This window comes from Rossellomorea sp. LjRoot5 (assembly GCF_964253455.1).
Lineage (GTDB): Bacteria > Bacillota > Bacilli > Bacillales > Bacillaceae_B > Rossellomorea.
This window is the reverse complement of record NZ_CAXUQN020000001.1, coordinates 1,210,331-1,233,377: the sequence shown is the minus strand read 5'-3', so window position 1 is coordinate 1,233,377 and position 23,047 is coordinate 1,210,331. Positions and strand designations below refer to the sequence as shown.

Genomic DNA, 23,047 nt, shown 5'->3' with positions numbered 1-23,047 from the left:
TTACGTAAATAATTTAAAAAAGTTAAATCAAAACCAAATCTCCCTGCTATTTACTAATTAAAATAAACCACTATTACAAAACTCTTCCATGCTTGAACTAAATTCTTTTAGGTCTTTTTCTAACAGTCCCAAAGATTCCTGATAAGCAATTGATATGATGACGTCGTATATTTTAATACAAATCACCTTGAATTTATCGAAATTTTCAAACTTTATAACGAAATAAGAATTATCAATCATGATAATATCTTTAACCCTTAATAAGTGTATAGGAAATATTAACCCTAGCTTAATTGATTTTACTAAAGCCTCTTTTGCTGTAAAAATTAATAATCCTACTATATTATTAGAAAAAGGCAAGTTATGATTAAGACCTTCCAAGTATTCTCCAAAAAAATGAGATTTTGAATGATCTATTAATTCAACATCTACTCCTAAAAGAATGTCTTCTTTATAAGCAACCGTAACTCCATATCCATTACTATGTGCTATGCTTACTTGATTATGCGTATGGTGGGAAGGTAGTGAAAGAATTGGTTGATTAGCAAGACCTCGATAGACGATTATTTGGTTCAGCTCAATATTTTTGAGATACTTAGCAATTGAAACTTTAGCAAGATATCTACCTATGAGGTAATCCCTTCTTCTTTTCACACGATATATTTTGTTTAGGTCTTCTGTTTCACGAGGATCAAGACATTCTAATGAAAGCTCACTCTCATTTTGCAAATACCCAAATGATATAATAAAGAAATTTGAAAGAAGGGATGGAAATTGATAGTGAATAGTTTTTGAAATGAATTTAGGTCCCAAATTCAATATGCTTCCCCTTTCATTATTGTGCAACCCAGCCTCCATCAATGACGAAACTTGAACCAGTACAAAATGATGAAGAATCTGAAGAAAGAAAAAGGAGGATTCCTTGAAGATCCTGAACTGTACCTAATTTTCTAAGTGGTGTTCTTCTCTTGAGTTCAGATAAAATCATTTTATTTTTCCCATTTATTTCTCTCGAGAAAAATTTCGTATCGATAAATCCGGGTGCTACATTATTGACTCGAATATTATAATCCCCCAATTGAACAGCTAAAGACTTTGTAAGTTGCTCTATTGCTCCTTTTGATACACAATAACCTATTTTCCCACTAAATTCTCCTACTTTTCCAAATATTGAGGATAAATAGATGATGGATCCTGATTTTTGCTTCATCATCACTTTTGAGACCTGCTTACTTATGATAAACGCTCCATTTACATTCACATTTAGAATGTGACTAAATTCACTAGTCGAATAACTAGTCACATTGGTTCCACTCATTTTCTCGTCCTCAATGACTGCTGCTGCAGTTATGAGAACGTCAATTCTTCCCCAATGATTTTGAATTTCTTTTACAACTTCTGTTACTCTCCTCTCATTTGTCACATCACACTTGTATAATTTCACTCTGTCATTTTCGAAAAAAACTTCTCTGATCGGCTCCAGATTGAAATCAAGGATTGCTACTAATGCCCCCGCTGACACTAGAGTATGAACAATGGAAAGACCAATCTCTCCTGCTCCACCAGTTATTATCACAACATGATCATTTACATTAAACATGTTATTATCAATCATTATCCTTTCCCTCTTCTTTTTCACTAACAATAATTTCACCCTTTAAAACAATAACATTGTTTACAAATGCCTTTATTTCCACTTCACTTAGCATGCCGATTTTTTTCTTTATTCTTGCTTCTAAAATAAGCTGGTCACCAGGAATTACTTTTTTTATAAATTTCACATTCTTGATTGCGGCCAAATAGCCTACCTTTTCAGATGACTGATTATTATTAATTTGCTGTGCATCATATGAGTATACTATTGCAGTAAGCTGCGCTAAGCTTTCTACTAACAGAATACCAGGTACTACTTTTTCCTTCGGGAAATGTCCTTGAAAATATTCTTCATTAATTGATACATTTTTTATCCCTTTTGCAAAATTTCCAGGTTCAAGATCAATTACTTTATCTAATAGTAAAAAAGGGTATTTATGAGGCAATAATTTTATAATTTCATCAATCCCTAAACTAATTCCCATAATAATATACTCCATTCAATTATCAATTTTTTATAAGCATATGGTTGAAATTCCATGACCCAATCCAGCTTTCGGGCCTTTCTCTAATTTGCTCTTCAAAACATTGAAAGGTGCTCTTAATAGGTGCTTCATAATCTCTTCCTGGTACGTTTATTTTGTGGTTGAAAATAATCTTTAGTTTGTTTTCTTGGGTAATGTACACATGGAAATGAATAATTGGTTTAATTGCCCTTTCAGACAACTTATATGAACCTAATGGTACGCCTATTTGTGCTCCTAAAAAGTCAATGGTCTCTCGTTTTGGTCGATTCACTGAGGTAGAATGATCTCCAGCCATCACAAGTGTCTTTTTTTCCATTAACTTTTTATAACAATTCATTAAAAGGAATTCATCATTAACTGCAAGGTATTCATTTGAGGATTTATATTTTCCAACATTTGAAATTGATTTATAACCATCTATCGCTTTCTCGTCTGCTACAACCACCAGATTTTCATATCCCATTAATAAAAGAACTGCAATACCTAATTCATAATCCCCATGATGCTGAAATAAAATAACCCCTCCAGATTCATACACCTCTTCAAACAGTTCATAATTTTCAAACTCCACATAGTTATGCAGGTTATTTCTATTCAAGAGATTTAGAAAAAATGAAGTCAACATCAAAGATTTTCGATATTGTTCAAAAATCCCCTGTGATAGTTCCTCTTGATGAGAAAGATTCGTGAATTTTAAATTTTCACGAATCTTTTCGACAACTTCATTTTTGTACTGTAGGTAACCTACATGCTTTTCATCAAGTTTTCTTAGCTGAATTAAAATTTGTAGAAATTCATCAGCTGTTTGATCATTTAATGCATGAAATAAAGGATTGTACCCTTCTAAATTATCGTATTTAAATATATTATTTCTTTCATAATCATATATATTTTCCTCTAAAGTTACGGCAGATGTTTCATCACCTAATATGGAATCTTCAATAAGCAATTGAACAGTTTCTGAAAATTCCTCCTTAGTCAATGTAGGAAAATTCTCCTTTACCTTATGAAAGATTTCCTCTTCACTTAAAGTTGTCTCCTCTAAAAGTGTCAAAAAGTACCACAGTTCCTCATTTTGTTTATATTTTTTTATTACTTTTTTTCTTTTATCAAAAAAATGGATAAAATCAGGGTCTTTTTTAAATTCAATAAAATTCAGAATATGTAACATATTAATTTAATTGCTCCTTTTCAATGACTTCGGTTAAAAAGGATGTACAAGCTTCAGAAATCTGAGAAGTTGCTATTGAAAAATCATGACCAGTTCCGGACAATTTAACAAATGTAGAGTCAATATTCTTTTTTATCAGTTCATCATGAAATTCCACAGCAGCTTGATAAGGTACTCTGATATCATCCTCACCGTATATTAATAGGGTAGAACTAGAATATTGTTCAATATAATGTAAAGGTGACATAGATCTTGAATTCTTTGATGGAAACCACTCTTTCATCATAGAACTCCAACTTGATGGAACGTGCTTAATAAATGCCTCTAAATCCGTCGGTCCTCCCATGCTGATGACTCCTGAAATTAAATCAGGGTATTTACCTGCACATATCAATGAAAGATACCCTCCATAACTAGCTCCGAAAAGAATAAACTTATCCTGTGAAAGACCTAATTTCCGAGCAAAATTTATAGTTGCTTTAATATCCTCTGAGGGTTTAGTTGACCAATCTCCATAAACTTCCTTTTCAAATAGTTCACCATAACAGGTACTCCCCCTGAAATTAGGTAGCATGACATGAAACCCTTCCGAAACTAATATTTGTGGCAATATAGAGAATTGATAACGGTTTGCAGCATGTGGCCCACCATGTAAATAGATAATGACAGGAGCTTCATCATACTCATTATTTTTATAGAGTAAAGTTTCTATTGAAGTACCGTCTTTACTCCTAAATGTTTCTATGCTTGGAATTATGGAACTTTCATATAGTGAAAAACTCGTGATTTTTTCTACTTTTCCGCTACTCCTTATCCTATATATATTTTTCCTTTCCTTCACTGAAGAGGTACTTACCAAATAATCTTTCCCTACCTTCTGGATATCGTGAATGACTCCTTTGAAACCATCTAGTATTACTTTTTCCAATTTAAAATCTTCGCCTAAGATATATAATTTATCTACGACTCCTTTACGAACAACATTAACCCATTTATTTAAATCTGAATTATACAGTACACAATAACTTTCATCCTCAATACCTTCTGCTAGTTTCGTTATTTGGTCTGGATAGATGTAACGGAAAATGCATAAACTGCCCTTTTCCTCGCGACCTAAAATCATACATTCCTTTTCATTCAAAAAATCTACTGATTGAATGGAGCTCAACTTAGAAATTGAGTGCAAATCGATTATGTTTTCCGAGTGGTAAAATAATGCTTTGAAGGTGGTGGAACTATACATTTGAGATATAATTGCACTTTCTCCATAAGGTGATACGTTTAATATAGACGATACCCCACTAGTCCCTTCATAAATTTGATCAATCTTCCCTGTATTAAGGTCCAGTTTAAAAACGTTATTTTGGTCACTACTGCTATTTCTATCTACATAGTAATAAACATTCTCCATACACATTCCATCTGTAACTGTGTCACTAATCAGAATCTCTTCCACATATTCAGATGCCAAATCATATATAAAGTGTGAACATATTTCACTAGAATTTATAATAGAAAAGAATACTTTTTTATTGTTATCAATAAAATTAAAACTGCCAAAGTTATACTTCGTTTCATAGATTATATGCTCAAGGTCCCCTGTATAGGAATCAAATAGATTCAACCTTTGAAGATTATTTACAGCGGATGAAAAAAGGATCTTCTCATCCGCTTTAGAAGTAACAAATTCCAATAATCCCCCTTCCATCCCTTCAATTTCATACATCATTATTTACATTAACCTCTTCTCTTGATAATAATAAATCAGTTATCTTCTTTAGAGATTCTAAGCTAGTTGAATACTGTTCTTCTTCTAACTTATAGTCGAACTCCAATTCTAATCCTAGCGCAATATCAAATGCATCTATAGAATCGAGACCGACTCCTTCGGGGTCAAATAATAACTCTTCTTCACTTAACTCACTACTTTCTATTTCTAATCCAAGCCGCCTAATAATCATTTCTCTTAATCGATTTACTAATTCTTCTCGATTTAATATTTCAGTTTTCATTTTTTATTTCCCCTCTCAATTTATAAATGAAATCCACCACAAATTGGTATCATCTGTCCATTAATTCCTCGTGATTTTCTTGTTGATAAAAAGTATGCAAGACTTGCTACCTCAGAGCTCTTTCCAATTTCACAAGAAGATGTTGAATCTAAGTATCTTTTTATCATTCTTGGTGAAACCTTTTCCGTCATGTCTGTCTTGATAAGACCAGGCATCATTCCGTTGACTCTAATTCCATATCTTTTTAATTCTTTTGATAATGACTTTGTAAAGCCAATGATTCCTGCTTTTGAGGAAGAATAGTTTACTTGTCCTACCGATCCAAATTTCCCATTGATAGATGACATATTGATAATAGTTGGATCCTTACTATTTTTCATCATAGGTATTGCATATTTTGAACATAAAAATGTACCTGCTAAATTAACGTTTATCACATTATTCCAACTATCTATACTTAGTTCTGTAATGAGATTGTCGTCGGTAACCCCTCCATTATTTACCAGAATATCAAGACAGCCTACCTTTTCCTCTATTTCTGAAAAAAATTTTAGTACCTCCTTTTCTTCTCTAATGTCCAATCTCCGTATTTCGGGACTGAAGCCCTTATCAATCATATTTTGCTTGAAAGCCATTGCCCCTTCATAATTTGAAACATACGTTGCAATAACTTCATAACCCTCGTATAGAAATTTTTCTGTAATGGCAGCTCCAATACCTCTTGTTCCACCAGTAATCACCGCATACTTCTTTTCCATAATCATTGAATGAATACCCCTTTATCAATCGTGAAAGAATTACCATATATATAGCCTGCTTGATCCTCAGTAAAAAAACTTATGGCATCAAATAACTCCTCTTGGGAAATGATATCCTTCTCATTAACAAAATACTCCCTTTTAATTTCCTTGTTTGATAGGATTTCATTTATATCTTCTAAGAAGTCTACTATTCCACATTTAACAATAATAGATTCACTACCCAACCTACCTAAAGCGTGAATGTTTGATAGAGTCATTCCTTCTACTTTCCATTCATGTTGAACAACATGTGTTGAATTTTCAAAAAACCTAGGAAATATAGAAGCTAGTGATAAAATGGTTATTAATTTTACTCTAGTAGAGGCTCCTCTTAAATATTCATTTAAAGTTGTAATAGATTGAATAACTTCCTTAGACTCTTGAATTATTGAGGTCGATTTCAAGTAATCCAGTGGTCCAATAATAACAATGGCTTCCTCGTTAAGATGCTGCTCAAAGTGACCTTCCCAATTAATTGAGTTCACTGTATTGAGAAATTTAGAATTCAGCTTTACAACATGAAATCCATTTTGACTAAAATACCTTTCAGCTAGTTTAGAAAATGTCGTCCATCCATGGGGAAGAATGATTTTCTTCTTTGAATATTTCATCTCCATTACTCTACCATCCTTAATATCCGGTTAATTTTTTCTAAAGCAAGTTTTAGTTCAGTAGGTTCAAAACTAAAAGAGGGGATAATAATCAGACAATTACCATTTGTGGGAAACAACAAAATATTCAATCTTTTCGCGACATAGCAAATTATTTCCACCAGGTTAAAATTAGGATTCATCTTACTTGGTCTGTCTTCAAACCATATGCCCCACATTAGCCCTTCTCCTGTAATTCTCTTCACATGAGAATTTTCAGATGAAATTTTTTGTAAACTTTCCTCTATTTCTTTTTCTAATTGTTTAATATGGGTTAAGACATCATTTTGTTCAATATATTCAATTGTTTTGAGCGCCGCTACACAGCCAATTGGATTTCCTGATGATGTGAATCCATGGTTAAAAAACTTTTTATCATTTTGATTAATTCCTTTGAACCCTTCATAAATAGCAGAGGTACTAAGAACCACACTTAATGGCGCATAACCACCGGTTAGTCCTTTCCCCATACACACAAGATCTGCTTTAACTTCTGATTTCTTTAAAGCAAGCCATTCTCCGACTCTTCCCATACCTGTAGCAATTTCATCAGAAATAAACAAGATGTCATTTTTTTCACAAATTCGCTTTATTGTTTTAAAGTAACCGCTCGGGGGAATTATCACACCACCCGAACCTAGTATCGGCTCAGCAATAAATGAACAAATTCGCTCGGTCCCAATTTCATACACTAAATCTTCCAGAGCATAGGCACACTCTAAGTTACAGCTTCCTTTTTCTTTTTTGAACGGACAAAAATCACAGTCAGGGGCAGGAATTTGGAAAGAATCCTCTAGTAGTGGGCCAAAGGCTTTTTTATCTTCTTCAATTCCACATACACTTAAAGCACCAAATGTTGAGCCATGATATGCTTTTTCTAAAGAAACAAACCCTGTTTTGAATTTATATCCTTGATTGTAATAATATTGTCTCGACATTTTTAGTGCCGTATCTACTGCTTCTGAACCACTAGAAGTAAAGAAGGAATGTTCATATCCTGTTATTTCATAGAGTTTTGTGGCTAATTTAATTGCGGGCTCATTTGAGAAGCAAGCATTAGATGCAAATGGTAGAACTTCAAACTGTTTTTGAATTGATGCGATTATAGATTGATTACTATATCCCAAACAAACATTCCAAAGACCAGAGGATAAGTCAAGATAATGTTTTCCCTTATTATCTATCAAAGTATTATCATATGAATCTACAAAAACCGTTCCACCCCAGTCATTAATAAATGAGTCCATATCTGTCCAGGAAAGCCAAGACGAATGTAAATTGTATTTTTCCTCTTGTCCAATATTCATTTCTATAAACTCCTTAAAACTGTTATAGCATTATATCCTGAAGGATCAAAGTCAACGACTAATGAAGTGAATATCTCTTCTGGTTTTTCCCCACCCAAATTTAACATCTCATAATTTTCGTTCTTGTGAAAATTCCTTAATGGACTGACTTCATTTGAATGTAAAGAATAACCTCCATCCGCAATTGATAATAATGTGCTTGCCGCATTAAGCTCACCTGTGATTGATTTTAGTGAAGTAATATAGGGCGATGATTTCTTGTTGCATTTATTAACCATTTCTTGATAGATGCTTAATTCAATGTCATCATAGTAATCTGACCGTGCATTTGAAGAAATATAATCAATATTGTCCCACTCTATTTTCGAAGTTTCCAAAGCATTTACTAAGGTGTTCAGCATAATATTTTTTGAAATCTGTTTGTCCAAACTATAAGAACAAGACACATTATCTATATAACAAATAGGATTACCACCCCTATTAATACAATGTTCCTCGCTTTCAATTATTAAGGATACAGACCCTTCACCTAAAATCAGTCCGCTTTTACTACTATCAAATGGGCTTGAAAATTCTTCATTATTCCCTTTATTAGCCAAATAGCCTAAATGATTATATGTTTTGTACAATGTCGGAAAAATCAAGTCTACTCCACCTACTATGCAAACATCCAACATGTTCATTTCAATGTTGTCTATTGCATAGCTTAAAGCTTGTAAACCTGAATTCCCTGCACCATTTATAGTTGTACTCACACCTTTTGCATTATATTGGATACTTACTTGCCCTGTAGCCTGGTTGAGTACAGTGTTTGGAAATAGTAAAGGACTTGCAGCTTCTACTCCGTTCTCATTGATATCATCATGGAATTTTTCTGTTACGCTAAATGATCCAAATGATGTCCCAGTAATATTTCCAAATCTTCTTTGGGTAACCTTACTTACATCTAGATCTGCGTCCTCAATAGCAAACTGAGTGCTTAGAAGCAGATACTTTGTTAAATTATCCATTCTCCTTTGCTTATTCTTTGGTATGGATAGACTTTGATTTACAAGTTGTTTATCTACAATTCCAACCTTTGAAGGATAACACTCTCCTTTATCAAATGAAAAAAGAGATTCTGTTTCTCTTATTTTCTTTAATATGTCCCTTGTTCCTACCATGTTATCACCTGGAGTGACAATACCGATACCAGAGAGTACACATCTACCGCCCATCATCAAACATCCCCCATCTTTTCAAATGCTAACGATACGGAGTGACCCCCAAAAGCAAAAGAATTACTAATTGCAAAATCGACATTTTTACTTAAAGCCTCATTGGGACAATAAAACAGATCGCATTCTGAATCTTGATGCTCATACCCAATAGTAGGAGGTATTACGTTATTCTTAATAGCCAAAATGGTTATGATGGCCTCTAAGGCTCCTGCAGCTCCAAGGGTATGCCCATGCATAGACTTGGTTGAACTCACGGGAATTGAATATGCATCAGAACCAAAAAGATTTTTTATGGCTAAAGTTTCCATCTTGTCATTTAATAATGTTCCGGTCCCATGTGCATTGATATAATCAACAGATTTTAAACTTTTTTTTGATTTTTTTACTGCTTCTTCCATTACAAATTGAGCAGTTACTCCACTCGGATCAGGACTTGTTGCATGGTAAGCATCATTTCCAATACCATAACCGGAGAATCTAACCATATTTTTTGCTCCTCTTTCAATTGCAGACTCCTCCGCTTCTAATACAAGGAATGCTGCAGCTTCTCCAATCGATATTCCTGATCTATTTTTATCGAATGGGCGACAATAATCCTTTGCGAGAGATTTTAATGCGGAGAAACCTAAAAAGGAAGTTCTACTTAATAAATCAAATCCTCCACAAATCACTCGTTTACATTTTCCAGTCTCGATTAGGTTATATCCATAAGCTAATGAGTTGGCACTAGCTGCACATGCTGTCACCATTGTTGAGTTTGGTCCAGAAATGTTGTACCTTCTTGCTAAAAATTTCGATACATTATTCCATAATACTTCAAGAGGTAATAATTCTTTTTGATTAATATCTTTCCCCTCTAGCCTATCTTTCCATTTAAAGAAGCTTTCATTTCCACCTAAAGAAGTTCCAATTACGATTCCTGTTGATAAATCATCTTTCTCAATAATTAGTTCACTTGATTTTATAGCCTCATCCATTGCTACAAGAGATATTTGAATAGATTTTTCGAACATTTTACTTAATGGAATTACCTGTTTTATCTTCTCGATTTCTATCTGCGCTCCATTTAATGTACTGAATCCAGAAGTATCAATGTTCTTTAGTCTACTTATTCCCCGATTACCTACTAAAATATTTGACCATAATTCCTCGATATTACTTCCTAATGAAGATACTTGCCCTAACCCTGTGATTACAACACTCATAATATAATCCCACCTAGATTATCTATTCTGAAACGCTACTAGACATTTCTAATTCTCCGACATGCTGTGTAAAGCTGTCTTTTGAATCTCTTATTGAAAAAACAATTAAACCTATAATATTTAATACACCTAGAAATACCATTGGTGCATAAATAAAACCAGTGAACTCTCCGACTGCACCAAAAATCATAACGACGGCAAGTGATAAAATCGCTATAAACATACGATTCATACTCAATACCCTTGCCTGCATTTCAGAAGTTGTCCTCTTAATTCTTACGGTCTTTAATATGGACAAAGGTACAACTAAAAACCCTAAAATGCTACCAAAAACGGCACTTAACATAAGTGGAGTATGCGCAACCGTTAACGAGAACAACGCCAGAGAAATGAGAATACTAAATATCCATAGTACTGTTAAGTTATGTTTTTTTATTACATTTGTCAGAACTACACCTACAGCAATTCCAATGCCAAGCCCATAAAGTAAAAATGAACTTTCTATAAATTGCTTATCGACTTGTGCCCAATAATAGATAATTAAACTGGAAGAGACAGTATGAATTGTCCCTAGAATTGTATACAACAACAAATTATTCTTTTGATATGTAGATGACTTCATGTATCTAATTCCTTCTTTTAACTCTTCCCACGTGCTTATCTTTTCCCCTTCATGTTTTACCACCTTTTTATTTGGCAATAATAGTGATAATAATACATTCAATAGAAAAACACTTGCCATTAGCAAAAAAATAAACTGTGGTCTAATATTATCAAAACCAAAATAAAGGAATACGATCCCAGAAATTGTTCCCAACATTACGAGGCCACTTGAAACGGAAACATATCTACTCATATTTTCTTCAGAAATAATAAGCTTAATAAATGCCTCAGAAGTAATACTAATCATCAAATTTAGCAAGGTCACCACCAAATCTACAATTAGTACAATTAGAAAAAAGTAGGCAGACGAAACAAATTGTCCAGGAATCCAAGCTATGATAAACATGATTAAATTTGCTGTTATTAGAATGAACTTACTTGATTTCCTATCAATAAATGCTCCTAATAATAAAGTTACACATATTAATGCGATAGATCCTAAATTCGCTATAACACTATTTTTAAAAATACTGTTACTATTTAATTGCATAAAATATAGAATCGCAAGGGCATAAGTTGAAGATACTAACCCATCAGTGAAATTAATTAGCAATAATATATTCCCATACCTTTTCTTCATCTCTAAATCCCAACCATTCTCATTCTTGATAAAATATCCTTTGTTAAACATTCATCATTCAAAAGAGCAAGTCAGCGTTTTCTGTAGATAGACAGACAAATTGGGTATGGAAGACTTCTTCATACCCAATTTGTCTGGTTTTTTGATGTACTGATAATATCAATTGCTTTCTAAGTCCCTTGATGAATTATCATAATTTTGTAATAACGATATCCACTGAAACTTCTTCTTTTTTTACTGCTTTCATTATTTTCACCTCCTCTAAATAAGGTTCATATTTGAAACAAGCGGTAGTATAGATCTAGTAATTCGGAACTAATTTCTACCATTCTTCCTTCAAATGAAACACTTAAAGAAATAACTTACAACCATATAATATCATTTTTCTAAATATATCCAAATTTGTTAAATTAATTATTTTATCCATTTTAATCCAAAAAAGTAATGAATAAGGTCAATTTCTTTAATATTCTATATATATATTCTTTTAGGAATATTTCAATTATTTTTTATAAAAAACGATAATTACGGGACAATTAATGCAAGCGAAAGGACAATATGCCTATGAAATCATTAATAAACCTGTAAATTCCTCATATTAAATATCTAATATGAACTGCCTTTTGTTCTATATAGGTGTTTTCTCATATTCCCTTGCCAATCTTTCTTTGTTTAAATCTAATGAACTAAAAGATGAGACTGGGAGAATAGTGTTTTAGCCAAAGAAAAATCCTAACGATCTTCGAAATTCCGTAATGAAACTCGAATTCGTTCGGATTTTTTTATATAACATATTTTTATATAACATATAATGTGTACTTTTACTGGTTCAAGCTGTTGAACGGAGCGCAAGGCTAAGACTTCTACGGGAAATGCGGAATATGTGAGACCCCGCAGGAGAGGCACTGATTTGGAATTTCTGTAACAAAAAGTAAATTAGGGTTATATTGAAGTTTTTGATGGGCATAAAAAAAGCCCCCTTGGTACGATAGAGAGTGTCATACATGACCTCGAAGTAAGTATCGAAGGGAGACGATTTTACACAAAATGAACGCCTTAAGCAAATCAATGAACAGACACTTATTATAGGGATGGATATTGCCAGACATTGATGAGGGGGGAATCGCCTTATCCAAGCGCTTAGTTTTCCCTCAAACAAAATAGAAACATTTGAATGTTGGGATAGCTAAAGAAGAAGCCTTATTTCGCTTTATGTCGTAAACTGGTTAAAAAATTTTTTTAAAGGGAACACAAACGCTCCAAATACTTTCATTATTTAATTTGACCGGAAGCCTGCCCCTTATTATTGTAAATAGGAATTGATAATACTTAATGCTCGGTTATCATTAACATGAGCATAATGTCCACCATTTAGATTTTTAAAAATAATATTGGGATTCTTTATTCGATTAACTTGACGATGTAATTTTTTTTGAAATTTAATTGGTTTGTCCTTACGATTCCCGTATAAAACAAGACAGGGTGTTTTAATTCGGTTTAACGTTTTTGGTAAATTCCAACGATATAATGCCAAGAGAAGACTAAGGCCTTTTGAAGAAGCCTCTTGTTGATTTTTCATTGCATTCCTGATGAATTCATTGTCTTCAAATCCAAAACTCTTGATTTTTTCTTTTATTTCTTCTTGAGAGATCTGTTCTGTATTAGTACTATTGTTTTTTTCTTCTCCTAAAAATCTTTGTCCAAAAATCCTATGTAACATACTTATCATCGGAAGGAAGTACCCTACTGAACCAAACATATCAACCGGAAACCTTTCAATTCTAGCAAAACCAATATCAAGTAAAATCATCTTTACTACTTTTTCAGGATAATAATAAGCAAAAGACATTCCGATACCTCCACCTAGAGAATGACCAATTATTGTAACTTTATCTATTTTTTTCTCTTCTAAATACTCATTTAACCAGTTAGCTGCATCATTCATTTTCACTATACCATCAAGCCCATCACTCCTACCAATTCCAGGCAAGTCCAGCATATGAATCATATATTCATCTACTAATAATTCTGCTATGGGCATTCCGAAATTACCTGCCCAACCCGTACCAGGTAAAAATATAGCTGTTTTTTCTCCCTGTCCACATACTTCTGCAAAATGTTTCACAATCAAATTCCCCCTAGTTATTCTTCATTTGGAGCCGTACTACACGCTCGGTACATTTAAGTATTATAATTATTATTCAAAATTTCCACTGTTATGTTAAGTGCCATTAATCTTATTCTTAATTAAGTAACTCAATAATTCCAGATACAATTTTACTTAATCGTTAATACTCTGTTTTCTTCATGCTAGCTTCAACTGAGTGTAAACCGTCCATTGATTTCCTATGTTCTTCTAGTAAACTATCCACACCATTTATAGATTAACTTCAATAAAAATCCTGACAATCCTTCCTAGTAGTTCTTTCAAATTGGTCGCTCTCCTTGAATGCAACTCAATTTGGGGTAGAAGGTCCTTTTCACGCTTTATATGTTAATATAAATCAAAATTTTTTTAAGACCTAGTGGCTGTCTCACTAATTTTGTTACATGACCCAATGGGCATCCGCTAGTATTTTTGCAATGTGACTAGATGCCATGTCGTTTCATTCTGCCAGCTTCCTTTCCACTTCGTCTCTTGTCGGCATTCCGCCCTGTGCCCCGAATCCGGTAACCGAAAGCGATGCGGCGCGGTTTGCGAATCGGAGACTTTCTTCCATTGATTGTCCTTCAGCCACGGCTGTTCCGAATGCGGCATTGAAGGTATCGCCTGCCCCTGTCGTATCAACGACCTCGACCTTGAAGGAAGGAACGAGAATTTCTTTTATTCCATTATGGTAGCGGACTCCCGCTGCTCCTTCGGTTATGATGACTTTGTCGGGATATTGTTTCAGCGCTTCCGACGGCTTCATTCCGTTAAAAAGGACATCTGCTTCGTGTTCATTCGGTGTCAGGTAGCTGACACCATCGATAACTTTTTGTGAAATCTTTCGTGCCGGAGCCGGGTTTAGTAGCAATGGTACTTCAATCTTGTTGCAAAGGTCTGCCACATACTCGACTGTTTCCTCCGGGATTTCCTGCTGAATCATGAGGAGATCGCAGGTTTTGAGGAAATCGGCTGTTTTCTCCACGTACTCTGGTGTCACAAGGTCATTGGCTCCTTTTACGACGACAATGCTGTTATCCCCTTCAGCAAGGATGATATGAGCGGTGCCGGATTTCTCACCTGTAACCGGTTCCACATAGTTCGTATGAACACCGTTGCTCTTAAAGTTTCCCAAGATTTCTTTGCCGTACGGATCATCGCCGACGCATCCGATCATGTAAACCTCAGCCCCAAGCCTTGCTGCTGCGACGGCCTGGTTGGCTCCTTTTCCGCCGGGTACCGTGTCAAAGCTGTCGCCAAGCACTGTTTTCCCTGCTCCGGGGCGTTTCGCTGATGTCACCACCAGATCCATGGATGAACTGCCGATCACGGCAATCTTCGCTTTTTTCATCTTCCTTCATCCCTTTCGTGTTGTGTTTCGCTGTATGAGTTCAACGGGAAGCTGAACCGTTGTATCGATGTCTTTTTCTTTTTTTATCAATTTCATCAGAAGTGCAGCGGCCTGCCTGCCCATTTCGTATGCCGGCTGCCTGATCGTGGAGAGCGCCGGATACGAAAGGCTGCTCTGAGGGATGTCATCGTAACCGATGATCTGTACGTCTTCAGGTATCTTCTTCCCGAGCCGGAGTGCCTCATGGAGAATCGCAATCCCGACAATATCATTGCTCGCGATGACCCCGTCCGTATCAGGATAGGTGGCGAACAGTTCCTCTGCCCAGCCCTTTGCTTCTTCAAAGGAGAACGAAGTCGTGGACATCACGGTGAAATCGACGTCTGTCCCGCTTAAGTACTCGACGGCTCCACGGAATCGGTCCTGTGCCGGCTTCACGTGGGCCGGCCCCTTCATGACGGTGATCCGCTTCGTTCCTTTTTCAACTAAGGTCTTTGCCGCCAGGCGTCCTCCTTTGCGGCCGTCCGCATAGACAGCAGGATAGTTGTCCGTGGTTCGGTCAAGGAGGACGAGTGGGAGATTCAATTCACTATACAGCTGATCATGCTCCACATGATTGGTTGCTGAGATCATGCCGACGACATTGTTCTGAACGAAGGTCTGGATATAATCCAGCTCCTTCTGGATGTTCTCGTCACTGTTTCCAAGGAGGAGCCTGAACCCTGCCTCGCTCACTTCATCCTCGACCCCTCTTGCCAACTGCGGGAAGTATGGGTTCGTGATATCCGGAAGCAGCAGCCCGACCAGTCTCGACTCCCGTTTATAAAGGGAGCGGGCCACCTCATTCGGGCTGTAATTCAGCTTCTCGATCGCCCCCAGCACTTTCTTCCTCGTCTCGGCTCCTACATAGCCGTTATCATTCAGCACCCGGGAGACCGTCGCCACCGACACCCCCGCTTCACTCGCCACATCCTTGATTGTTGCCACGCTTGTCACTTCCTGTTCGCTTGGTTGGTTATTATGTAACCGGTTACATATAAGGTAACATATGTTTGTAATCGTTTGCAATAGTTTTGTTTGTTTTGTCCTCTTATTAGGTTTATTGAATGTTGCCTGTCTCAAAAAAAACCACCTCCGATATCAACCTATATTACAGAATTTACTAATAATATATCATTTGTTCCTTTATACTTATTTTAAGGGGTGAAACAATGAAAAAAGGTTGGATTTCAATGGTCGGTGGATTTATTTCAGGCTTGATTATCGCTTTCTTTACCCTCGAATATGATGGCTGGAAATACATTACGGTCAGTGGTAACGGAGAAGTAGAACAAGTCATTCATGAGCTTGATTTTAACCTGATCACAAACACTTTTCTTCTGATGATCGCCTGTGGAATTATCATGTATTCGATATTATCCATGATTGAAAAGAAGAAGTCTAAAGATTAAGGGGACCCAAAGGTTTTTTTATTATTTCTAAAAGATCAACCATGTTCTTGATAAGAGGTATATCCTAACGGGAAACTTAATTCTATTGGGTTTCATCTAATTCAAAAGGGGGCGTTATGATCAAGTATTGTTTTTATATAATAATGGTTGCCTTACTTCTTGTCGGATGTTTTGATGATTCAAGGGATTCAATAGTTTTTGAGAAGCTAGAAGTATCACAGGATGAAGCTGTTCCAGAGTTCACTCTACTAAGCAAGGAAGAGATGGACAATACAACAATGCGATACACTGAGGTCGAGATAGCAGAGGTGGGTGAAGAAGCTGCTAGACTGTATGTTGCAGATAGTTTTTCTGGGTTGAATGACCACTTTTCTTCAGGATTGGTAGACGTTATCGACAATGAGGGTAATAAGTATCGTGCAATATATATAGGTGAGTATTATGAAGAAAATTTCGGTGCGGAAAACAAGTATGAAAAAGAAGTTTTAGAGTTGTATCGTTCAAGGAAAAAGGCAAAGGAAGATGATATGCCGTACATCGAGTTCAAAGAAATTGATTAGAATTTAAGTTATTCCATTATCGGGGCAGGATAGTGAAAAAGCAATAAGAGAAAAATTCATAAAATAATATACTTATAAAGAGGGGGAGATAACATGATTTTAGAAGATAAAAAGAGACCAGATATGGTTTTGGAGAAGGCTATTAAGAAGATCAATATTCAGAGTGAGTACAAGACTTTTGTAGATGAGTATACAGCTAGCTTGCTTTCAGAATTCAATGGGAAGATTCACAGTATTTATATATGTGGCTCAATTCCTAAAGGTACTGCTAAGCCATTTGAGTCTGATGCAGATTTTACAATAGTATGTGAAAGACCCGAAGATATAGATTATGATAGAGTATCATGTCTGAAGGACCAGATTTTACTAAAATATCGATTCGTAACTAAGATTGATACGGTTATTTGTTCACTGGATGATGTAAGAAGTAAGCCCAATGAATGGGGATTTTGGATCAAGATAATCTGTGTTTGTATACATGGTACTGATATTGGCGAAGAAGTACCGCCTATTCTTATTTCACCTGAGTTCATATTAGACTTGAATTCAGACACTCAAGAGGCAGTGGAGCGCGTTCGCGGATTTCTATCTAATGCCAATGATGATACACTGAAATCTAGATATACCAAAGGTTACTCTAAGAAATTAATTCGTGCATTATACTCTTTGGTTTTAGCAGATACAGGGGTTTGGCAAGATGACATCACTAAGATGAAGAGTGCGATATCAAATTATTGCACTATTGATTCAGCTTTAGTGGACTATCTGTATGCGTGTTACATGGATAGTAATGTAGATGTTGAAGAATTTCTGGGGATTGCAGAAGAAGTATATAGTTATATTGAGAAGGCTTTAACTGCATTGGCTGCTTCCAGAACTACTCCTTCAGAAATATAATTTTTTCGTGCATACTCGCTAATATGTCGCAAATAACTTATATTCCAAAACAAAGAGACTCGTCAATAGACGAATCTCTTTATTGCTGCCAGTTTAAGTGTCAAAAAGAGTGACACTATACTTATGTACGAGCACCTCGAATCGGTACCCTTTAGACAGTTCCCTTTAGTTTTTATAGATAATCCAAAAACACCCCCGGATGATCCGTCATCACAACCTTACCATCCGCTTTTTTCACTAACTGCAATTCTTCCATTTCTCTACAAAAACTAAAAAGAGAAATTGAGCTTTTCAGTACCTTCATCTATTTATTGAATCCATTAACTGAAAGAAGTATTGGGGTTGATGAGTCTTATTCAGGTGATACCATGAATGTAATGTCTCCGGCGTAAACACATCAATTTTTTTCAGTACCTCCATCGCAAATTCCAGAGGAGCTATTCCTGATGCCGTAATTAAATTCCCATCAGCTACCGCTGGTCCCGACTCATAGAACTCTTCTCCTTTATAGTTAGGACATACGATTTTAGTATATTCCAAGTTATTACTTGTATGCTTTCTGGTATCTAAGTACCCCATATTTGCGAGGCCCTCAACTGCACCACAGATGGCAGCCACAATCGTGCCAAGCTCTAAAGCGTGGCTAATTCTCTCCAAGATCGGTTGATGAATTTCTTCATTCCAAGTAGTCCCTCCCGGTAAAATCAAAAGATCTTTGCTCTCAAGAGTACATTCATCAACCGAAATATCCGGTTTTATGCACAGTCCTCCCATCGTCGTAATCATTTCTTTAGTAGCTCCTACTGTCATGACTTTTATAGGTGCTGCATCTTTTTTGAAATATCTTCCTGAGTTTAATTCAGCCATTAAATATCCATATTCCCAGTCGGACATTGTATCAAATACATAGAGAAAAGCTTTTGTTGTTTGCATCCAATCACACTCCAATCACCATTGATATAGCCATTATAATAAAACTTCCCTGACAGCTAGCGTCAGGGAAGTTCTCATACTTGATGAAATTCTATTAATTCCGCCAAAACTTCAATAATTCTTTTCTTAAGACTGATTGGCTCAATCACTTTAATCGAGGTATTGTACGGTAAAAGTAAATAAGGTACATAGGTATGTATCACATCTTTTTCAAGAAGAAAGACGGCTTTATTGGACGACCGTACTTGTAAATAATGCCCTAAAAACCAATGTTGGCAAATATCATCCAATGCACTTTTTCCCCCATTAAGAACCAAAGAAATAATTCCTTCCTTATCTTCTATCGTTGGAAGAAGGCTTTTCACGAAAAAGTCACGTGCTGAAAAGTTCTCCGGCCGGATAAACGTATTTTCGGTTAGCACCAAACTTTCCATTCGATCCACTCTAAAACTACGGATATCATTTCGAAGATGACAAAACCCAATCACATACCACTTGTTATTCCAATAAATCATTCTGTACGGATCGACCAATCTTTCACTTAACGGCTGTTCGCCACTTTTATGATAAAGAATGTTGACTGAGTACCCGTCAGCTACGGCCTGCTCCAAATCTTTCAAAAAAGGTTCCATAGGGTGTGAACGTAATCGACTTATGACTTCAAGACTCGATACATGTTGGTTGAACTTTGTTTCCTGCTCTTGATTGGAGTGGTGACTTAGTTTAGATATGGCCCTATCGAGTGCTTCCCCTCCATAATATCCGGCTTCCTCTGCAAACACAGCCGCATGAAATAGTGAAGTTTGCTCCTCAAAATCAAAAAAAAGCGGAGCCTCAACAAAATGGTTCAATAAAGAGTATCCACCGTTATGTCCTGGTTCTGAAACGATCGGTACGCCACTTGTAGAAATGGTATCAATATAACGATACACCGTCCTTATATTCATCTCTAGCTTTTCTGAAATTTGCTGTGCCGTCACTTTTTTACCTGAACGAAGCATCCATAGAATGGCTAGCATATTGTCAATTTTGGGCATATGATTCCACCTCTATATAATGAGTAAACATCTTACAATAAAGAATATATCATTTTAATTAATCCTCTTATGCCATTAAGTGAACCTTGAATGATCAGGGAAAAAACGCTAAAGATTTGCTTCCCGATAGATCTTAAGCTATAGCCCACGTGTTATATTACGATTTCCATTCGTGTTCCAAAACACTGTATAGTAATGAATCTCGCCAACCATCTTTCATTAACAAACCTTCACGCATTCTACCTTCTTTGGTCATTCCAACTTTCTCCAAAACTCTTGATGAACCTATGTTCCTTGGGTCACAGGTTGCATATATACGATGAAGTTTATGTTCTCCAAATCCAAAATCAATTAATAGCGTTGCAACTTCTGTGGCTATCCCTTTTCCCCAATAATCTGGATTAACAATATAGCCAATTTCTCCAACTTTATTAGTAAAGTCCCTTATATTAAACTCTCCAGCTCCAATCAAAATTCCATCATATATTATTGCAAAAATAAACCTTGTTCTTGGGTTTTCTGTAGAGTCTTTTATCGCTTGATTTACAAAATCCTGCGAATCTTTTTCTGTATTTGGTCCCCAAGGTTGATATTGACAAACTATATCTTTTGATGCGTATGTATGTACATCCATCCAATCACTCGTAGTAAATTCCCTTAACCATAACCTTTCATTTGAGAGACTACTATTACTGTTTTGAATTATAATCCCCTCCACCTATCCTTTTTTTACTAAACTGCCCTATAGCTTATATAAGAATTTAAATAGGAAGTACTAACCTGCCTCAATAATCGAATAAGAGCAGTAGTTGGACCAATGAACACATCTTCAATTATTGCCCCGCTACTTTAAGAATTCTTAATTAAAGCCGTAGTTACTGCTTCAGTCGCATGAATAACTGTTGTATCAAACAATGGAACTTCTGAATCTTCGGGTTTAACTAACAATCCGATTTCTGTACATCCCAAGATGATTCCTTCAGCTCCTCTATCCACTAATTTTTGAATAACACTCATATAATAATCCTTAGATGATTGTTCCATTTTCCCTAAACACAACTCTTCAAAAATAACTTTATTGATGTTGTTTCTTTCTTCTTTGTCTGGAACCAGCACGTTAATTCCGTTAGATTGAATCCGAGATTTATAAAAATCTTGCTCCATTGTATAGGTAGTCCCAAGTAAGCCAACTGTTTTCATATCGGCTCTTTGAATTTCATTTGCTGTTGCATCCGCAATATGTAATACCGGAATGTTGATCCGTGCCTCAACATGATCAATGACTTTATGCATCGTATTTGTACAAATGACTATGAATTCTGCACCTGCTTTTTCTAAAGAGGAGGCAACTTCTCCTAATGCTCTACCCGCATTTTCCCAATCACCTTCAGCTTGATAGCGTTCAATCTCTTCAAAGTCTACGCTGTATAATAGACACTTTGCTGAATGTAAACCTCCTAATTTTTCTTTTACTTCTTCGTTAATTACTTTGTAATACTTTACTGAGGATTCCCAACTCATTCCACCTATAAGTCCAATCGTTTTCATCACTTTGTCCCCCCTGGATTTCATTTGACTCAACTTATCTTGCAATACTTTTTTTCTAAATACATAGAAGATGTATATTGATTAATGCCAAAATATTTAAATTATCCTGAATATTGAAACTGTTCCTTCTACAAAACTGCCCTCTAGCTGAGGATGCTAACATTTGGTTACTTAAGAGGGCAGCTGTTTAAAATCACTCGGAATTTTAACGAGAAGATAATTTTTAGTCCACATCTGTGTGGTCGCAATTAAACTATTATCATCCTTTTCAAAGAATAGACCAGCACCATCTTTATCTTTAAATTCCCATCCATTTGAAACAATCAATTTCTTTATATTTTCATCAGCAATTGATATACCTTTATCCTCACTACTTGTGATATACCAAATAAAATCCCCTTCCACTGCAATTTCAGCTATCTTACTATCCGATTCTTTTAGGTTATCAATTGCTTGGTTTGCTGATAAATTTTCTATTGGAAGAGAGGGATAATATGGTTTATTTACAAATATGAACACACCAATAATAACTATTACAATACCTAGAATAAGTCCAATCTTTTTCATCTGATCACCCCTTTATTAGTTTTTTAATCAAGATATTTCTATAAAATCCGTTCTTCAACAAAACTGCCCCTTTACTTGAACAAAGGGCGGCTGCGTGTTAAGCGAACTCCCTTATAGTTGAAGAATAATTACTTGTTTTCTACATCCTCTATACGTTTTTCTAAGTTATTTATCCTTTCATTAGTGGAGTTTTTCATTCGATTGGACACCATTTTAAACAACGAAACAAAGAATAAAACTAAGACAAAAGCGCCAAGTAAATATCCGATAATGATTTCCATATAATCACCCTTCATATCTTTATTCCATAATATATCTTGCTTCTTTACTTGAAGAAAGGGGCGTTTTTCAGCAAATGCTCCTGTTAGTTTAAGAGTAAATCATTACAATCTTTAATAAAAGCAAGTGTCTTCTCAAATAATTTTGGCTGAGTCTCGAAATAGGTTAGGTTTAATGGGAGGTTCTCAAATAGTTTTACTTCGTCAATTTCCGATACAGGTAATTGACCAGTTCCCTGTATTCTCGCGAAGAATAACCTCCCAAAAATTTTTTGACCGGAATTATTCATTGAGTAATCGCAAATGGGAAGTAAATCAGCTTTCTTGCTCCCTGTTTCTTCAAATAACTCTCTTTTAGCTGTCTCATCAATTGTTTCTCCTGATTCTCTATGCCCACCAGGAATTTCCCAAGTGTTTCGGTCCTTGTGCTTAACATAAACCCACTTATCTTTATAAATTGCACTTATTACAGCAAATTTTAATTCTTTATCATTTACTGATCCTATATTATAGAATTCAATTTTCATTATCACACCTCATATTATAGTTAA

The 23,047-nt window shown here is 35.4% G+C and carries 24 protein-coding genes; 3 read left to right on the top strand and 21 right to left on the bottom strand.

Annotated features, from left to right (window positions below):
- Window positions 1–57: 57 nt before the first annotated feature.
- The 15 genes from ACSQ2E_RS06245 to ACSQ2E_RS06175 form a co-directional block, all read right to left on the bottom strand.
- Window positions 58–846 carry a 4'-phosphopantetheinyl transferase family protein gene (locus ACSQ2E_RS06245; RefSeq protein WP_435989751.1) on the bottom strand — a complete coding sequence of 263 codons (789 nt, stop codon included), beginning with the start codon at window positions 844–846 and terminating at the stop codon, window positions 58–60.
- Window positions 836–1,639 carry an SDR family NAD(P)-dependent oxidoreductase gene (locus ACSQ2E_RS06240; RefSeq protein ID WP_435994423.1) on the bottom strand — a complete coding sequence of 268 codons (804 nt, stop codon included), beginning with the start codon at window positions 1,637–1,639 and terminating at the stop codon, window positions 836–838. The genes ACSQ2E_RS06245 and ACSQ2E_RS06240 overlap by 11 nt, the downstream gene beginning before the upstream one ends.
- The gene (gene fabZ / locus ACSQ2E_RS06235; protein WP_435989750.1) at window positions 1,608–2,078 is read right to left on the bottom strand and encodes a 3-hydroxyacyl-ACP dehydratase FabZ; all 471 of its coding nucleotides are present in this window, start codon (window positions 2,076–2,078) and stop codon (window positions 1,608–1,610) included. The genes ACSQ2E_RS06240 and fabZ overlap by 32 nt, the downstream gene beginning before the upstream one ends.
- Before the next feature lie 22 nt (window positions 2,079–2,100).
- Complete coding sequence (locus ACSQ2E_RS06230) at window positions 2,101–3,291, bottom strand: LpxL/LpxP family acyltransferase (RefSeq protein ID WP_435989749.1); 1,191 nt, start codon at window positions 3,289–3,291, stop codon at window positions 2,101–2,103.
- A gap of 1 nt (window position 3,292) precedes the next feature.
- Window positions 3,293–5,020 (bottom strand): alpha/beta hydrolase family protein, encoded by a 1,728-nt coding sequence (locus ACSQ2E_RS06225; protein WP_435989748.1) that lies wholly within the window; start codon window positions 5,018–5,020, stop codon window positions 3,293–3,295.
- A complete protein-coding gene (locus ACSQ2E_RS06220) occupies window positions 5,010–5,303 on the bottom strand; it encodes a hypothetical protein (RefSeq protein ID WP_435989747.1) in 294 nt (97 codons plus the stop codon). The genes ACSQ2E_RS06225 and ACSQ2E_RS06220 overlap by 11 nt, the downstream gene beginning before the upstream one ends.
- Before the next feature lie 20 nt (window positions 5,304–5,323).
- Window positions 5,324–6,067, bottom strand: a complete 744-nt coding sequence (locus ACSQ2E_RS06215; RefSeq protein WP_435989746.1) for an SDR family oxidoreductase — start codon at window positions 6,065–6,067, stop codon at window positions 5,324–5,326.
- A complete protein-coding gene (locus ACSQ2E_RS06210) occupies window positions 6,064–6,720 on the bottom strand; it encodes a hypothetical protein (RefSeq protein ID WP_435989745.1) in 657 nt (218 codons plus the stop codon). Before ACSQ2E_RS06210 ends, ACSQ2E_RS06215 begins: the two co-directional genes overlap by 4 nt.
- A complete protein-coding gene (locus ACSQ2E_RS06205) occupies window positions 6,720–8,060 on the bottom strand; it encodes an aminotransferase family protein (RefSeq protein WP_435989744.1) in 1,341 nt (446 codons plus the stop codon). The genes ACSQ2E_RS06210 and ACSQ2E_RS06205 overlap by 1 nt, the downstream gene beginning before the upstream one ends.
- Before the next feature lie 2 nt (window positions 8,061–8,062).
- On the bottom strand, window positions 8,063–9,280 hold the full coding sequence (locus tag ACSQ2E_RS06200; RefSeq protein ID WP_435989743.1) for a beta-ketoacyl synthase N-terminal-like domain-containing protein: 1,218 nt from the start codon (window positions 9,278–9,280) through the stop codon (window positions 8,063–8,065).
- Complete coding sequence (locus tag ACSQ2E_RS06195) at window positions 9,280–10,485, bottom strand: beta-ketoacyl-[acyl-carrier-protein] synthase family protein (protein WP_435989742.1); 1,206 nt, start codon at window positions 10,483–10,485, stop codon at window positions 9,280–9,282. The genes ACSQ2E_RS06200 and ACSQ2E_RS06195 overlap by 1 nt, the downstream gene beginning before the upstream one ends.
- 22 nt (window positions 10,486–10,507) lie before the next feature.
- Window positions 10,508–11,728, bottom strand: a complete 1,221-nt coding sequence (locus ACSQ2E_RS06190; RefSeq protein ID WP_435989741.1) for an MFS transporter — start codon at window positions 11,726–11,728, stop codon at window positions 10,508–10,510.
- A 1,303-nt stretch (window positions 11,729–13,031) separates the two neighbouring features.
- The gene (locus ACSQ2E_RS06185) at window positions 13,032–13,853 is read right to left on the bottom strand and encodes an alpha/beta fold hydrolase (RefSeq protein WP_435989740.1); all 822 of its coding nucleotides are present in this window, start codon (window positions 13,851–13,853) and stop codon (window positions 13,032–13,034) included.
- 481 nt (window positions 13,854–14,334) lie between these two features.
- Complete coding sequence (gene rbsK / locus ACSQ2E_RS06180; protein ID WP_435989739.1) at window positions 14,335–15,225, bottom strand: ribokinase; 891 nt, start codon at window positions 15,223–15,225, stop codon at window positions 14,335–14,337.
- 6 nt (window positions 15,226–15,231) lie between these two features.
- Window positions 15,232–16,212 carry a LacI family DNA-binding transcriptional regulator gene (locus tag ACSQ2E_RS06175; protein WP_435994421.1) on the bottom strand — a complete coding sequence of 327 codons (981 nt, stop codon included), beginning with the start codon at window positions 16,210–16,212 and terminating at the stop codon, window positions 15,232–15,234.
- Between the two features lie 224 nt (window positions 16,213–16,436).
- Between ACSQ2E_RS06175 and ACSQ2E_RS06170 the strand changes: the two genes are divergently transcribed.
- The 3 genes from ACSQ2E_RS06170 (at window position 16,437) to ACSQ2E_RS06160 (ending at window position 18,133) form a co-directional block, all read left to right on the top strand.
- Entirely contained in the window at window positions 16,437–16,676 is a 240-nt protein-coding gene (locus ACSQ2E_RS06170) for a hypothetical protein (RefSeq protein ID WP_435989738.1), read from the top strand.
- A gap of 116 nt (window positions 16,677–16,792) precedes the next feature.
- Window positions 16,793–17,236, top strand: a complete 444-nt coding sequence (locus ACSQ2E_RS06165) for a hypothetical protein (protein ID WP_435989737.1) — start codon at window positions 16,793–16,795, stop codon at window positions 17,234–17,236.
- A gap of 123 nt (window positions 17,237–17,359) precedes the next feature.
- Entirely contained in the window at window positions 17,360–18,133 is a 774-nt protein-coding gene (locus tag ACSQ2E_RS06160) for a nucleotidyltransferase domain-containing protein (protein WP_435994419.1), read from the top strand.
- Between the two features lie 300 nt (window positions 18,134–18,433).
- Here ACSQ2E_RS06160 and ACSQ2E_RS06155 read toward each other — a convergent pair whose 3' ends face one another.
- From ACSQ2E_RS06155 to ACSQ2E_RS06130, 6 genes are all read right to left on the bottom strand, one after another.
- A complete protein-coding gene (locus ACSQ2E_RS06155) occupies window positions 18,434–19,066 on the bottom strand; it encodes a type 1 glutamine amidotransferase family protein (RefSeq protein ID WP_435989736.1) in 633 nt (210 codons plus the stop codon).
- A gap of 74 nt (window positions 19,067–19,140) precedes the next feature.
- A complete protein-coding gene (locus tag ACSQ2E_RS06150; protein WP_435989735.1) occupies window positions 19,141–20,103 on the bottom strand; it encodes a helix-turn-helix transcriptional regulator in 963 nt (320 codons plus the stop codon).
- A 157-nt stretch (window positions 20,104–20,260) separates the two neighbouring features.
- The gene (locus ACSQ2E_RS06145) at window positions 20,261–20,806 is read right to left on the bottom strand and encodes a GNAT family N-acetyltransferase (RefSeq protein WP_435994417.1); all 546 of its coding nucleotides are present in this window, start codon (window positions 20,804–20,806) and stop codon (window positions 20,261–20,263) included.
- Window positions 20,807–20,952: 146 nt separating this feature from the next.
- The gene (locus ACSQ2E_RS06140) at window positions 20,953–21,651 is read right to left on the bottom strand and encodes an aspartate/glutamate racemase family protein (protein ID WP_435989734.1); all 699 of its coding nucleotides are present in this window, start codon (window positions 21,649–21,651) and stop codon (window positions 20,953–20,955) included.
- A 171-nt stretch (window positions 21,652–21,822) separates the two neighbouring features.
- Window positions 21,823–22,218 carry a hypothetical protein gene (locus ACSQ2E_RS06135; RefSeq protein WP_435989733.1) on the bottom strand — a complete coding sequence of 132 codons (396 nt, stop codon included), beginning with the start codon at window positions 22,216–22,218 and terminating at the stop codon, window positions 21,823–21,825.
- A gap of 364 nt (window positions 22,219–22,582) precedes the next feature.
- Window positions 22,583–23,023, bottom strand: coding sequence for an NUDIX hydrolase (locus tag ACSQ2E_RS06130; protein WP_435989732.1), 441 nt, complete (start codon window positions 23,021–23,023; stop codon window positions 22,583–22,585).
- Window positions 23,024–23,047: the final 24 nt, after the last annotated feature.

Excerpts from the sequence above, each read along its gene's own strand:
- fabZ (WP_435989750.1), bottom strand. The coding sequence starts at position 2,078 with ATGGGAATTAGTTTAGGGATTGATGAAATTATAAAATTATTGCCTCAT.
- ACSQ2E_RS06230 (WP_435989749.1), bottom strand. The coding sequence starts at position 3,291 with ATGTTACATATTCTGAATTTTATTGAATTTAAAAAAGACCCTGATTTT.
- ACSQ2E_RS06225 (WP_435989748.1), bottom strand. The coding sequence starts at position 5,020 with ATGATGTATGAAATTGAAGGGATGGAAGGGGGATTATTGGAATTTGTT.
- ACSQ2E_RS06220 (WP_435989747.1), bottom strand. The coding sequence starts at position 5,303 with ATGAAAACTGAAATATTAAATCGAGAAGAATTAGTAAATCGATTAAGA.
- ACSQ2E_RS06215 (WP_435989746.1), bottom strand. The coding sequence starts at position 6,067 with ATGATTATGGAAAAGAAGTATGCGGTGATTACTGGTGGAACAAGAGGT.
- ACSQ2E_RS06210 (WP_435989745.1), bottom strand. The coding sequence starts at position 6,720 with ATGGAGATGAAATATTCAAAGAAGAAAATCATTCTTCCCCATGGATGG.
- ACSQ2E_RS06205 (WP_435989744.1), bottom strand. The coding sequence starts at position 8,060 with ATGAATATTGGACAAGAGGAAAAATACAATTTACATTCGTCTTGGCTT.
- ACSQ2E_RS06200 (WP_435989743.1), bottom strand. The coding sequence starts at position 9,280 with ATGATGGGCGGTAGATGTGTACTCTCTGGTATCGGTATTGTCACTCCA.
- ACSQ2E_RS06195 (WP_435989742.1), bottom strand. The coding sequence starts at position 10,485 with ATGAGTGTTGTAATCACAGGGTTAGGGCAAGTATCTTCATTAGGAAGT.
- ACSQ2E_RS06190 (WP_435989741.1), bottom strand. The coding sequence starts at position 11,728 with ATGAAGAAAAGGTATGGGAATATATTATTGCTAATTAATTTCACTGAT.
- rbsK (WP_435989739.1), bottom strand. The coding sequence starts at position 15,225 with ATGAAAAAAGCGAAGATTGCCGTGATCGGCAGTTCATCCATGGATCTG.
- ACSQ2E_RS06170 (WP_435989738.1), top strand. The coding sequence starts at position 16,437 with ATGAAAAAAGGTTGGATTTCAATGGTCGGTGGATTTATTTCAGGCTTG.
- ACSQ2E_RS06165 (WP_435989737.1), top strand. The coding sequence starts at position 16,793 with ATGATCAAGTATTGTTTTTATATAATAATGGTTGCCTTACTTCTTGTC.
- ACSQ2E_RS06160 (WP_435994419.1), top strand. The coding sequence starts at position 17,360 with ATGGTTTTGGAGAAGGCTATTAAGAAGATCAATATTCAGAGTGAGTAC.
- ACSQ2E_RS06155 (WP_435989736.1), bottom strand. The coding sequence starts at position 19,066 with ATGCAAACAACAAAAGCTTTTCTCTATGTATTTGATACAATGTCCGAC.
- ACSQ2E_RS06150 (WP_435989735.1), bottom strand. The coding sequence starts at position 20,103 with ATGCCCAAAATTGACAATATGCTAGCCATTCTATGGATGCTTCGTTCA.
- ACSQ2E_RS06140 (WP_435989734.1), bottom strand. The coding sequence starts at position 21,651 with ATGAAAACGATTGGACTTATAGGTGGAATGAGTTGGGAATCCTCAGTA.
- ACSQ2E_RS06135 (WP_435989733.1), bottom strand. The coding sequence starts at position 22,218 with ATGAAAAAGATTGGACTTATTCTAGGTATTGTAATAGTTATTATTGGT.
- ACSQ2E_RS06130 (WP_435989732.1), bottom strand. The coding sequence starts at position 23,023 with ATGAAAATTGAATTCTATAATATAGGATCAGTAAATGATAAAGAATTA.